This is a genomic window from Xenorhabdus bovienii (assembly GCF_024721015.1).
Lineage (GTDB): Bacteria > Pseudomonadota > Gammaproteobacteria > Enterobacterales > Enterobacteriaceae > Xenorhabdus > Xenorhabdus bovienii.
Map to the genome: position 1 here is coordinate 1 of NZ_JANAIF010000087.1, position 12,961 is coordinate 12,961.

The following is a 12,961-nucleotide window of genomic DNA, read 5'->3' on the forward strand; positions in this document are numbered from 1 at the left end:
GTCAGAGTAATTGTCATGGGCGCGATCTTGATCTGATACGAATGAAAAATCAAGTATCTTCAATTACGATGGGTATATATTCTGGCTAAATGTGACGTCTATTCCTGAAACTGTAAAATCAAGTGCAGATGTCAATCAGTTACAGATTGTTGTTAACTCGCGATTAAAACTATTCTACCGCCCTACACAACTGGAAGAGAACTCGGGGGAGGCTTATAAGCATATCAAGTTCAGGAAAGAAAATGGTGTATTAATTGCAGAGAATTCCACACCTTATTTTATTTCTCTTTCACATCTAAAAGTGGACGGAAAAGAAATTGAAGGAGCGGGTATGATTAATCCCTTTAGCCAATCAAGTTGGCCATTTTCTGTCAAAAATGCGAAAAATGTCAGTTGGAAAGGAATCAATGATTACGGTGGAGTCACACAGGAAGAACTCGCAGATCTTTAGGTTATTTATTAATTTTAATTAGATTGTCAGAAGATTGAATATGTCAAAAAATATAAAGCATAATCTTGCTGAGGAATTGTGCGAAGGCAAGTATTATCGATTATGGCTGCCTATATTTATCATGATAGGGAGTTTTTCTTATCATTTTAAATCTTATGCTGAAAATGATTTCAACATCCATGCGCTGAGAATAGGAGATGATTTTCCTGATGATATCGATCTTTCTATTTTTAATACTTCCAAGCAACCCCCCGGTGAATATTGGGTCGATACCTACTTAAATAAAGAAAGTATTGATACGGGAAATGTTGAGTTTATTTTAAATGATGGTGAACTGCGGCCAAAACTCACTGTGCAAAAATTGCGGGATTTAGGGGTGAAAATCGATGTTTTTCCGGTGTTGATGAATTTACCATCAGAAGAGGTGATTACCAATATCAGCGAATATATTCCTTCAGCCAGCACGCAGTTTGATTTTAATCGACAACGGCTGGATATCAGTATTCCCCAAGTTGCGCTGAATCATCAGGTGAGAGGTTATATTTCGCCTGAATCATGGGATCAGGGAATGACGGCTTTATTGGTTAACTACCATTATAGTGGGTCAACAAACTGGCAGGATAATCGGAGAACTAATCAGAGCAATTATTTAAATCTGCAAACCGGCGTTAATTGGCAGGCATGGCGTTTACAAAATTATTCCACTTATACCAGTCAGCGCAAAAATTGGCGGAGTATTAAATCGTATCTTCAACGTGATATTCATGCTCTCAAAGGGCAGTTGATCGTTGGTGATAGTTTCACGCCTTCTTATCTTTTTGATGGGATAGAATTTCGCGGGATTCAGCTTGCTTCTGACGAAAATATGCTGCCGGACAGTATGAAAGGTTTTGCACCGGTTGTAAGCGGGATTGCTCAAAGTCATGCTCAGGTGACAATCAAGCAGAATGGCTATGTGATTTATCAGACTTATGTTGCACAGGGGCCATTTGTATTAACCGATCTCTATCCAACCACTACCAGTGGGAATTTAGAAATCATCATCAAAGAAGCTGATGGCCGGGAACGCCGTTTTATACAACCGTTTTCTGCTGCGCCCATTATGTTGAGGAAAGACAGCCTGAAATATTCGCTGACAATGGGACATTACCGCTCACCCTATAGCCACAGCCGCAAACCTTATTTCTTTCAAGGTACTTTGATCTATGGGCTTCACAATAATCTCACCGCATATGATGGTGTCATGTTATCCCGTGATTATCAATCTATGGTGTTAGGTTCAGGAATCGATTTGGGTAATTTCGGCTCGCTTTCTTTTGATGCCACCCATGCTAATACTCAATTGCTATCAGACAAAAAATCCCAAGGGCAGGCTTACCGACTGCAATCTCTGAAAGCGCTTTCACTGACAGGAACTCATTTAACTGTGGCAGGGTATCGCTATTCGACTAAAGGTTTTTACGATTTCGATGATGCCAATCATGCTGATAACCTCAATGGCAACAATCGGTTGTTTGGCCGTATCAATAAGAAAAGCAAACTACAAGTGCAAGTTAATCAAATACTGGGGGATTTCGGCGGGTTGTATGTCATGGCATTCCAGCAGGATTACTGGGGGCAGAGTGGTCATGAACGTGGTCTCGGTGCGGGTTATAACATGAGTCTCGGTGGTATCAATTACGGCTTGAATTATACCTATAGCCGTACTCCCGACTCTGGCAATCATGATCAATTATTCTCATTCAGCGTTCATGTGCCTCTCGACCGCTGGCTGAAAAATAGTTGGGCCAGTTACAGCTTGACTTCAGGTAAAAACAGCCCCACTTCGCAACAGGTTAGCCTGAACGGTACGGTACTGGAGGATAATAACCTGCATTACAGCCTGCAACAGAGTTATACCAACCAAGGGGATGGCATCAGTGGAAATATTCATACCGGGTATAAGGGAGCCTATGGCCGGCTTAATGCTGGTTATAACTACCAGCACCACGGCAGGCAACTGAATTACGGCGTCAGTGGGGGAATTGTTGCACACCCTTACGGCCTGACTTTCTCCCAGGAACTGGGCGAAACGGCGGTATTGGTTCGAGCTGAAGGCGCAAAAGGCGTTAAGGTAGCCAATAATACGGGCGTTACCACCGACTGGAACGGCTATGCCGTTGTGCCTTATGCCAGCAGTTACCGAAAAAACCGGGTTGCACTTGATCCTCATTCTTTTGCTGATGATGTTGATATTGATATCAATACGCAATTTGTTGTTCCGACAAAAGGCGCGCTTACTCTGGCCAATTTTCAGACACGGGTCGGCAGCAGGGTATTGATGTTTCTCTCATACCAAGGTCAGCCAGTACCTTTTGGTGCTATTGCGACGCTGGAGAAACCGCATGATCTCGACAAGTCCAACAGCACAATTGTCAGCAGTGAAGGGCAAGCCTATTTCACGGGAATGCCGACCCGTGGAAAGTTACAGGTTAAATGGGGCTTTCAGAATGCCAAAACGTGTCTAGCCAATTATACCTTGCCGGAAAAGCAAACATTATCAGGCCATCCTCTATCTGGCATTTATACAATGAAGGTGAATTGTGAATAACACCGTATCAGGATCAGGCTTATGTTGATTTTCCATCAAAATTCCCGTTTTTTACTGGCAATGATTATTTTGCTGGTGAGTTTGGTTACTGAGGCTTATGGCCGTGAGGGAAGCTGCCGGATTAAAGAAGGAAGGAAACAACATGACTTATCTGCCGTGTTTCAACCGAAGGTGACTATTTCCAGAAGCGATATGCCTGGAGCCGTGATTTATCGACATCCGGTTATTTCAAACCCACAAGATATACTGGGGCTTCATTGTGATAAACCAGAGAAAATATCATGGAAATTTATTGGTTATACGCCAACCAGTAGCAGGAATGATGATACTTATGATTCAGGCGTGCCTGGGATAGGCATACGGATGTATGGTTCTAATATAGAACTGATTAAGACAAACCCCAAAACAGGCACTGGCCCGATTAAAAATGGGGTGATTCAAGCTTATGTGGGTTCTACTATTGTGCATACTTATCATATTCATGATGCATTGATCACAACTGAAAGCTGTATCTTGGCTAAAAAGAATATTATTGTCCCTATGGGATCAATCGGGATGTGGGAATTGTCAGGTAATCCGCGCACTGCGGGGGAACAAGATTTCAGTATTGATCTGGATTGTGACGACAATATTCCTATTACGCTAAAATTTGAGGGAAATACAGTGTCAAATGACAACCGTATATTAGCGCTTGATCAGAGAGGGAGTCATTTTACGGCCGGAGGAATTGGTCTTCAGATTCTGTATCAGGATCAACCCGTCATGATAAATTCCGTTTTAAAGGTTGGCACCAGCCTGATGGGAATTTACTCGGTTCCTTTCAAAGCTCACTATATCCAGACAGGAAGTGTGATCACCGCAGGTAAAGCTAACGCCACTGCAAAGATATCCATCATTTATAATTAAGTCCATGTTGCCAGCCATAATCTCCTTTTATGGCTGGCTTGACCCTTTCTTATTCATCCCTTCTCTTTTTTCTGGCAGAAAACGCCCGATTTTATTGGCAATTGACCTTATGCTCCCAGTTTGTAGGGGAAATATTGCTAATTAAATGACAATTTATTGAACTAAGATAAAGAAATCGTTTCTACGGGTATTACGATAAAGAAAGCCTTATATAATGTGCCCTATTTTTTTGAACCTTATTTTTTGATTTGAAAGGAAGTTCTTGAGCATCGATATGTCAAACAGCGTACTTAACCGCCGTTGGGCGGAACTTTTATTGGAAGCACTGACCCGTCATGGATTGCGTCATGTTTGTATTGCCCCCGGTTCCCGCTCCACGCCATTGACATTATCAGCCGCAGGGAACGCTAAACTGATCTGCCATACTCATTTTGATGAGCGGGGATTAGGGCATTTGGCGCTGGGTCTGGCGAAGGCGAGTAAAGAACCGGTTGCCGTTATCGTGACGTCAGGAACCGCAGTTGCCAACCTCTATCCCTCCTTGATTGAAGCCGGTCTGACAGGCGAGCGGCTGGTATTTCTCACCGCCGACAGGCCACCAGAATTAATCGATTGTGGTGCGAATCAGGCTATTCGCCAGATCGGTATTTTTGCCTCCCATCCTACTCAGACGCTTTCACTGCCGCGTCCGACCACAGAGATCTCTGCCAGTTGGCTGGTCTCTGTCGTTGATAATGGCATGTCGAACTTGAAACAAGGAGGATTGCATATTAATTGCCCGTTTGCTGAACCTTTGTATGGCAATGATGTGATCGCGTATCAAGATTGGCAACAAACATTGGGAGAGTGGTGGCAGGGAAATCAACCGTGGCTCAGGCAGCCAGAAACTCATGTTACATCTAAAGTGCAGGATTGGGGCTTGTGGCAGAACAAGCGGGGCGTTGTACTGGCTGGCCGGATGAATGCAGAAGAAGGTCTGCTCGTTGCCCAGTGGTCAAGAAAAATGGGCTGGCCACTGATCAGCGATGTGCTGTCCCAAACTGGGCAACCGTTGCCTTGTGCTGACTTATGGCTGAATCATCCCCGTGCTCAGGAAATTCTGGCACAGGCGCAATTAGTGATTCAATTTGGCTCTAGCCTGACTGGAAAAAGATTGTTGCAATGGCAGGCTCAATGTCAACCAGAAGAATTCTGGATTGTTGATCCGATTGTTGGCAGGCTTGACCCAGCGAACCACCAAGGACGGAAATTTACTTGTTATGTGGCTGATTGGCTACGGGAACATCCTGCTGACTCCACGCAAGAGCCTACTTCTTCTTGTTGGGCAGATGAATTGACCTCATGGTCAGAGCAAGCACTTGAATGTGTCAACGCCAGATTGGACGGGAAATTTGGTGAGGCGGCAGTGGCGTATCAGCTGCACCAATTACTGCCAGAACAGGGACAGTTGTTTGTCGGTAATAGCTTGATTATCCGTCTGATTGATGCGTTGGGGCAACTCCCCGCAAGTTATCCGGTTTACAGCAATCGTGGTGCAAGTGGTATTGATGGGCTGATCGCAACAGCCGCAGGAGTACAAAGGGCAACGAACAAACCGACGCTGGCAATTATCGGGGATCTTTCAGCACTCTATGACTTAAACAGTCTGGCTTTGCTGCGTGATCTTTCCGCACCGATGATATTGATTGTCGTCAATAACAATGGCGGCCAGATTTTTTCATTACTGCCTACGCCAGAAGAAGCGCGCCAGCGTTTTTACTGTATGCCGCAACATGTCAATTTTGATCACGCTGCGGCTATGTTTGGTCTGAATTATGTGACGCCACAAAGTTGGCCTGAATTAAAACAACGTGTTAAACAGGCGTGGGGGCAAAAAACAACGACACTGCTTGAATTAAAAGTCACAGACAGCGAAGGCGCGAGATGCCTGCAAGAGTTACGGAAACAGGTGGCTGCATTGTGAAACTCGCCAGTCAGGTATTTCATGCGGATAAGTCGGGAACATGGTTGGTTTGGCTGCATGGCTTGTTGGGATGTGGTGATGAATGGCTACCCCTGGTGAATGCTTGTAATCAGTATGCCTCGCTGGTCATTGACCTGCCCGGCCACGGTCACTCGGCCAATATTACTGTGGCAGGGGGTTTCGCTGAGATGAGCGCTCTCCTGAATGAAACCTTATTCAAGCACCAGATCCATGACTATTGGCTGATCGGCTACTCACTGGGTGGCCGTATTGCCATGTACCATGCGACTTACGGCAAACATGAAGGGTTACGGGGAGTGCTGGTGGAAGGCGGAAATCCCGGGCTGTTTTCCCAACAGGAGCGTGATGCGAGATTACAGCATGATCAGTGTTGGGTGCAGCGTTTTCGTGAGGAATCAATGGAGACTGTCCTTGCCGATTGGTATCAACAGCCCGTTTTTGCCGATTTATCATCGGAGCAGCGTGAGCAACTTATCCATTGCCGCAGCCAAAACAGGGGAAGCCGGATTGCCGATATGTTGGAAAATACTTCACTTGGGCATCAGCCGTGGCTGGTTCCTGCTCTGCAACAAATAACCACACATTTTGCCTACTTATGTGGGGAAAATGATGAGAAATTTCAAAACATCGCGAAGCAATATACATTGCCGTTAAAAACCATCCCACAGGTTGGGCATAACGCCCATAATGGCAACCCTGCGGCGTTTGCCGCCGAAGTGAACCATTTTTTATCACTTTTTGGTTAAGGAGATTCAGCAATGCTTTATCCCAATGAAGAAAAATTGTACGCACCCATTGAATGGCAAGATTGCTCCCAAGGGTTTGAAGATATTCTCTACCATAAATCTGTAGATGGTATTGCCAAGATTACTATCAATCGCCCGCAGGTGCGTAATGCGTTCCGTCCCCTGACAGTAAAAGAGATGATTCAGGCGCTGGCAGATGCTCGTTACGATGACGAAGTTGGTACGATTATCCTGACGGGAATGGGGGAAAAGGCGTTTTGTGCGGGGGGCGATCAAAAGATCCGTGGCGATTATGGCGGTTATCAAGATGACAACGGCATGCATCATTTGAATGTGCTGGATTTTCAGCGTCAAATTCGCACCTGCCCGAAACCAGTTGTTGCTATGGTTGCGGGCTATTCCATTGGTGGTGGGCATGTGTTGCATTTGATGTGTGATCTGACCATTGCAGCAGATAACGCGATCTTTGGTCAGACAGGCCCGAAAGTAGGGTCATTTGACGGCGGGTGGGGCGCATCTTACATGGCGCGTATCGTTGGGCAGAAAAAAGCCCGTGAAATCTGGTTCCTCTGTCGTCAATATGATGCGCAACAAGCGTTGGATATGGGGCTGGTCAACACGGTTGTTCCTTATGCGGATTTGGAAAAAGAGACCGTGCGCTGGTGTCGTGAAATGCTGGAAAACAGCCCAATGGCGTTGCGTTGCCTGAAAGCTGCACTGAATGCGGATTGCGATGGGCAGTCGGGTTTGCAGGAGCTGGCGGGGAACGCCACCATGTTGTTCTATATGACCGAAGAAGGGCAGGAAGGACGCAATGCGTTCAACGAAAAACGCCTCCCTGATTTCAGTAGATTCAAGCGTAATCCATAATGCGTAAAGCAACCTTATACTCATTCAGCCTGCCCATGGAGGCAGGTATTATTTTACGTTATCAACGCCTTAAAACCCGTGATGGTTTTCTGGTGCACTTGCAGGAAAATGAACGGCACGGTTGGGGGGAAATCTCCCCGCTACCCGAATTCAGTCATGAAACTCTGGAACAGGCCAAAAATGCTGCCGTGACATGGCTGCAACAGTGGTGTCAAAACGAACAGGGATTAACGGTAGAACCCGAAGAGAGTGAACTGCCTTCCGTGGCGTTTGGTATCAGTTGTGCCCTCGCTGAGCTACAGGGTGAATTACCCGGAGATGCTAATTATCGCAAAGCACCACTATGTACGGGCGATCCTGATGACGTGATTTGGCGTCTGGGAAATATGACTGGGCAAAAGATGGCTAAAGTGAAAGTCGGGCTGTATGAAGCGGTGCGGGATGGCATGGTTGTGGATGTCCTGCTGGAAGCCGTGCCCGATCTCCAGTTGCGGCTAGATGCGAATCGCAGTTGGACACGCATAAAAGCTGATGACTTCGCAAAATATGTCAATCCCGATTACCGGCAACGAATTGCTTTTCTTGAAGAACCTTGCAAAACCCGTGAAGAATCCTTGGCATTTGCCCGTGATACAGGAATTGCCATTGCATGGGATGAAAGCGTGCGTGAAACGGGGTTTACGGTAGAAGCACAGGAAGGTGTTGCGGCCATTGTCATCAAACCGATGCTGGTTGGCAGTATTGTCCGTTGTCGTCAGTTAGTTTCTGATGCTCATCAGGCCGGACTGGAAGCGGTAATCAGTTCCAGCATCGAAACCAGTTTTGGTCTGACACAGCTCGCCCGTCTCGCGCATTGGCTGACACCCGATACCCTTCCTGGGCTGGATACGCTGGATCTGATTCAGTCACAACTCATCCGCTGCTGGCCGGAAAGTCCCATTCCCTGTGTGGCGCTAGATGATCTGGACACCGTATGGAGCAATGAATGTCATTAGCGGAATGTGCGCAATGGCCGTGGCATCATTGGGCGATGCTCTACCCAGAGAAGCGGGCCGTCAGGCTGCGTGAAGAGACGTTATCCTGGCGACAATTAGCGGAAAAAATCAACGCCATCGCTGCCCATTTTCACCAACAGGGGCTGTGGGAAAGTAGCAGTGTGATCCTGAGAGGCAAAAACAGTGCCGATCTCCTGCTGTGTTATCTCAGTGCATTGCAATGTGGCGCAAGAGTATTACCACTTAATCCGCAACTCCCTGAGCCTTTGTTGGAGGAATTGCTTCCTCGTCTGAACATGACATTTGTCATCGATTTTACCGATTCCCCTTCATCTGCTATTCAGGCGATTAAACTTGATTGGCAACCTGAATTATCCGTGATACCAGAGCAATGGGTGCCGTGGGATAGCCATCGCCCTGCCAGTATGATTTTGACTTCAGGCACCTCTGGATTGCCCAAGGCGGCAGTTCACTCTATTGGGGCTCACCTTGCCAGCGCACAGGGAATTCTCTCCTGCATGAATTTTCAGCCAAATGACAGTTGGCTGCTTTCGCTCCCGTTGTTTCATATTTCCGGCCAGGGCATTCTTTGGCGCTGGCTGCTGAAAGGTGCAGAATTAGTGTTGCGAGATCTGCATCTATTGGATCGTGCATTATCTGGCTGTACCCATGCGTCACTTGTACCAACTCAACTCTGGCGTTTGCTTGAACAGTCGCTTGAACATGAACTCACTTTAAAAGCAGTGCTCTTAGGTGGAGCAATGATACCAACGGCATTGACTCAACAGGCTGAACAACTTGGTATTCATTGCTGGTGTGGCTATGGACTGACAGAAATGGCGTCAACGGTCTGTGTAAAACGGGCAGATGGTTTATCAGGGGTGGGAAATCCACTACCGGGCAAGGATATTCGCTTGGTGGATGAAGACATTCAGATCCGCGCTGACAGCATCGCTATGGGTTATTGGCTTGATGGAAAATTGAAGCCACTGGCAGATACCGATGGCTGGTTTTCGACCCGTGACCGAGGAATATTCGAACAGGGCGAATTGCGTATTTTAGGGCGCCTCGACAATCAATTTTTCAGTGGGGGAGAGGGGGTTCAGCCTGAAGATATAGAGCGGATTATTAACCAACATCCCCAGATCCTGCAAAATTTTGTTGTACCTATTCCTGATAGTGAATTTGGACATCGACCTGTTGTGGTGATTGAAACCCAATATCCTGCACTTACGGAAACACTTGCTGACTGGCTTGCTGATAAGCTCGCTGCATTTCAATGCCCCGTGGCTTGTTATCTTCTGCCTGTACAATTGAAAAATGGTGGGATAAAAACTTCACGCCAGCAGGTCAAGCAATGGGTGCTGGAAAAATGGGTTATGTCTAATTAATTTATAAACCTGATGATGTATAAAGATGCAGGGATATATATATTTTGATAAATTTAGATATTTACTTACGTGCACTATCTATGGTGTTACTTGGATTTCAGTAAAATATCTCAGATAGTATTGGTATTCACCCCTTGGGAAGAGAAGAATATGAAAAGTTTCATTGCTGTCAGCGTGGTCAGTTTGTTTTTTGTGTCTGGCGCGGCAAATGCAATTTCCATGAATGTACAGGCTGGAAAGCATTACACAAGTACATCTGTGGGGCTAGGTGATAAAAGTGCGGGATTATCTTTGAATGGAAACTGGACTCGCAGTGATCATAACGGTCAAATTGGTAGTTTGGGCACCGCTTTCGCTCTGCCTGTAGGCCCAATAACGGCAAACGTTGGTGGTAAAGTGCTTTATCTGTCGCCAAAAGTAGGGAAAGATGGCGTCGCGTTAGCTGCGGGTGCCGGCCTTAGCTGGGCGGTGTTGCCTTCCTTGTCACTGTATGGTGAAGCTTATGGAGCACCATCAGGGCTGACATCAGGCGTTGATTCTTATACAGAGGCAACAGGGGGTGTCCGTTATACTTTATTTAAGCCGCTGACTGTGGATGCAGGTTATCGTGTTATTGATTTGAAAGGAAAAAATGGTAACCGTAGCAATAAAGTTTCAGAAGGTTTTTATATTGGTGCCGGTTTCAGCTTCTAATAAACCTATACTTAATAGATTTCAGTTTGCAGCCAACAAAGCAGCAACGTGAAAGATGGAAAGTATAATCGAGATCATCCGCATCGTTCATCGATGCGGATAATTTTATGAATTACCCTACTTCAGGCAGTATTCCAGCGACAATGCCAATCTGAATGGCAATTAGAATGATACCACACAGGAAAACCACAACTAATGCGGGGGTTCCGCCAAAGACCCGATATTGGCGCTTATGCTGCTGACGAGCTTTGAATACCAGAATACTCGGCAGTAACAGCGCTAAAATTGACAGTGCAGCAGCTGCATAGCCCAAAGCCATTATAAAACCTTTGGGATAAAACAACGCAAAAACCAGTGGGGGGACAAACGTCAGCAACCCTGTCTGAAACCTTCCTGCTATATTATCCTGACGTTTGAACAGATCAGCCAGAAAATCAAATAAGCCTAAGGCAACGCCTAAAAAGGATGTCACGAGTGCCAGATTGGCAAACATCCGGACAGATAATTCTGTCTGGGGGGAGGCCACAACATGACGAATGGCGCCCAATAAACCATCCAGACCGGATTTTTCGGCTAATATTCCCATAAATGAGGTGGGAGCAATGCTGCCCAAAGTACCCAATTGCCAGAAAATATAAGCGGCTAATGGAATGGCACTACCGATGATAAATATCCAGCGTAATTTACGGATATCTCCTTTCATATATCGTACGATGCTGGGCACGCTGCCATGGAAGCCAAATGAGGTGAAAATGACAGGAATAGCAGATAACACAATGCCTTGTTCCAAGGGCAGGGATAACAAATTTACATGGCGAATATGGGGCATCATCAGGCCAAGCATCAGTACCAGAAAGATCAGTTTGGCGCTGAATAAGATCCGGTTAATGAAATCGACGGAACTGGTTCCAATGCAGACAACGCCTCCGGCAACTATGGTGAATAAAATCACGCCCGTTGACAATGAGAGTGAAGAACCTGCCCATGCATTAATGCTACTGGTCAGTAATTCACCTGCGCCACTGATATAAGCCGATGTTAAGGCATACATCAGAAACAGCATACTGAATCCGGTCAATAATTGCCCTTTCAAACCAAGATAGTGTTTTGCAATGGTTCCCAGCCCAGTATCGGGTTCATTGTATTGATAGACTTCTACCAGCAGGAGAGCTGTATAACTCATCAATGCCCACAGGGCGACTAACATGACCAGTGTTGTTCCAAAACCCACACCTGCCGAAGCTAGTGGCATTGCCAGCATCCCCGCACCAATTGTCGTTCCAGCGACGATAAAAATACTACCAATAGTGCGATTTTTCACGCGATCCTCGCTTCTGAATATGTTGAAAAATAGTTATAAGATTGGCAGGTTAAAGGATTGATTTATAGCTGTCAAATTCAGATTACATCAAGTGTAAATAATTAATTACATGCTTAAATGCGGCTGGATGAAGATACCGCTCGTGATAGGTGATACAAATTCGGTGTCTTCTGGGGGGATTGACTGAACTCTTTTAACTTAACTGTACAGATATTTTTTTGCTATGTGAATGTTAGTGTTTTTATCTAATTATTCAATATAAAAAGCTATCATAATTTTTGTTATGGACATAAAATTGCTAAATATAATTATTATTTCTTATAAATCAGATGGTTGTGGGTTTATTTTAAATTTAAAAAACACGTTAAATTGATTATTAAAAATGTGAGTGGACAGTCTGCTTTTCAGGATTTATTTTCATTTGGATGGAAGAGAGAGGCTGGAATTTGGGAGACACATAGCAAGTAGGAGCTATGGTATGAAAGTACAGGTAACGTAAATGCCGAAAAAGAAAAAACCCGCTATCTGAAAGATAACGGGTTCTTATATGGTGCCGGCTACCGGAGTCGAACTGGTGACCTACTGATTACAAGTCAGTAGTTTTAATTTTAAATCAACTAGATACCGCATGAAATCACACTTTCACGTCTCAGTATTGAAAAAGTTTGAAAACGTTCGAAACACATTAAAAATCTTTCGCGTCCCAAATGCGTCCCACCATTATTGACTCCATTTCATACTCAAATAACCCAACTGCTCGCTGACTACATTTATGAGAAATGGGGAGGGGCATCAAGCCCCCTGTATTTACTTCGGCTGCTCCGGCCATTTGACATCGGGTGCGGTCGAACAATCCACCCGATTGAGCAGCACCCGGTATTTACGCCATTCGGTTAGTGCGGATTTCTCGGCACCCGTTGCCATCTCCAACTCAACCGCATCCTGTAACGGCGCGATAGCGTTTGATGCCTGTGACATCAGGTATTGTTTTTTCCGCTCTGCCCGTTGCTGTAA

Annotated in this window: 11 protein-coding genes; 9 read left to right on the forward strand and 2 right to left on the reverse strand. The window is 45.6% G+C overall.

What is annotated here, in order from left to right:
• The first annotated feature begins 76 nt into the window (after nt 1-76).
• The 9 genes from NXS07_RS16830 to NXS07_RS16870 all read left to right on the forward strand — a co-directional run bounded on the left by NXS07_RS16830 (nt 77) and on the right by NXS07_RS16870 (nt 10,626).
• Nucleotides 77-451 carry a fimbrial biogenesis chaperone gene (locus NXS07_RS16830; RefSeq protein WP_258087189.1) on the forward strand — a complete coding sequence of 125 codons (375 nt, stop codon included), beginning with the start codon at nt 77-79 and terminating at the stop codon, nt 449-451.
• Nucleotides 452-491: 40 nt separating this feature from the next.
• Nucleotides 492-3,041: a fimbria/pilus outer membrane usher protein gene (locus NXS07_RS16835; RefSeq protein ID WP_258087187.1), complete on the forward strand. Its 2,550-nt coding sequence runs from the start codon at nt 492-494 to the stop codon at nt 3,039-3,041.
• Between the two features lie 21 nt (nt 3,042-3,062).
• On the forward strand, nt 3,063-3,947 hold the full coding sequence (locus NXS07_RS16840) for a fimbrial protein (protein ID WP_051863097.1): 885 nt from the start codon (nt 3,063-3,065) through the stop codon (nt 3,945-3,947).
• A gap of 274 nt (nt 3,948-4,221) precedes the next feature.
• Entirely contained in the window at nt 4,222-5,910 is a 1,689-nt protein-coding gene (menD, locus tag NXS07_RS16845; RefSeq protein WP_038224485.1) for a 2-succinyl-5-enolpyruvyl-6-hydroxy-3-cyclohexene-1-carboxylic-acid synthase, read from the forward strand.
• On the forward strand, nt 5,871-6,677 hold the full coding sequence (gene menH / locus NXS07_RS16850; protein ID WP_038224483.1) for a 2-succinyl-6-hydroxy-2,4-cyclohexadiene-1-carboxylate synthase: 807 nt from the start codon (nt 5,871-5,873) through the stop codon (nt 6,675-6,677). The genes menD and menH overlap by 40 nt, the downstream gene beginning before the upstream one ends.
• Nucleotides 6,678-6,689: 12 nt before the next feature.
• The gene (gene menB / locus NXS07_RS16855) at nt 6,690-7,547 is read left to right on the forward strand and encodes a 1,4-dihydroxy-2-naphthoyl-CoA synthase (protein ID WP_038214800.1); all 858 of its coding nucleotides are present in this window, start codon (nt 6,690-6,692) and stop codon (nt 7,545-7,547) included.
• Nucleotides 7,547-8,542 (forward strand): o-succinylbenzoate synthase, encoded by a 996-nt coding sequence (gene menC / locus NXS07_RS16860; RefSeq protein ID WP_038224481.1) that lies wholly within the window; start codon nt 7,547-7,549, stop codon nt 8,540-8,542. The genes menB and menC overlap by 1 nt, the downstream gene beginning before the upstream one ends.
• Nucleotides 8,533-9,933: an o-succinylbenzoate--CoA ligase gene (gene menE / locus NXS07_RS16865; protein ID WP_038224479.1), complete on the forward strand. Its 1,401-nt coding sequence runs from the start codon at nt 8,533-8,535 to the stop codon at nt 9,931-9,933. The genes menC and menE overlap by 10 nt, the downstream gene beginning before the upstream one ends.
• A 150-nt stretch (nt 9,934-10,083) precedes the next feature.
• Nucleotides 10,084-10,626 carry a YfaZ family outer membrane protein gene (locus NXS07_RS16870; RefSeq protein WP_038224477.1) on the forward strand — a complete coding sequence of 181 codons (543 nt, stop codon included), beginning with the start codon at nt 10,084-10,086 and terminating at the stop codon, nt 10,624-10,626.
• A 112-nt stretch (nt 10,627-10,738) separates the two neighbouring features.
• Here NXS07_RS16870 and tyrP read toward each other — a convergent pair whose 3' ends face one another.
• Both tyrP and NXS07_RS16880 read right to left on the reverse strand, forming a co-directional pair.
• A complete protein-coding gene (gene tyrP, locus NXS07_RS16875; RefSeq protein ID WP_038209413.1) occupies nt 10,739-11,947 on the reverse strand; it encodes a tyrosine transporter TyrP in 1,209 nt (402 codons plus the stop codon).
• Nucleotides 11,948-12,754: 807 nt separating this feature from the next.
• The coding region (locus NXS07_RS16880) for a tail fiber assembly protein (protein ID WP_258087188.1) at nt 12,755-12,961 on the reverse strand (207 nt) is incomplete at its 5' end.

Coding starts and splice junctions, on each gene's coding strand:
- NXS07_RS16835 (WP_258087187.1), top strand. CDS start 492: ATGTCAAAAAATATAAAGCATAATCTTGCTGAGGAATTGTGCGAAGGC.
- NXS07_RS16840 (WP_051863097.1), top strand. CDS start 3,063: ATGTTGATTTTCCATCAAAATTCCCGTTTTTTACTGGCAATGATTATT.
- menD (WP_038224485.1), top strand. CDS start 4,222: ATGTCAAACAGCGTACTTAACCGCCGTTGGGCGGAACTTTTATTGGAA.
- menH (WP_038224483.1), top strand. CDS start 5,871: ATGCCTGCAAGAGTTACGGAAACAGGTGGCTGCATTGTGAAACTCGCC.
- menB (WP_038214800.1), top strand. CDS start 6,690: ATGCTTTATCCCAATGAAGAAAAATTGTACGCACCCATTGAATGGCAA.
- menC (WP_038224481.1), top strand. CDS start 7,547: ATGCGTAAAGCAACCTTATACTCATTCAGCCTGCCCATGGAGGCAGGT.
- menE (WP_038224479.1), top strand. CDS start 8,533: ATGTCATTAGCGGAATGTGCGCAATGGCCGTGGCATCATTGGGCGATG.
- NXS07_RS16870 (WP_038224477.1), top strand. CDS start 10,084: ATGAAAAGTTTCATTGCTGTCAGCGTGGTCAGTTTGTTTTTTGTGTCT.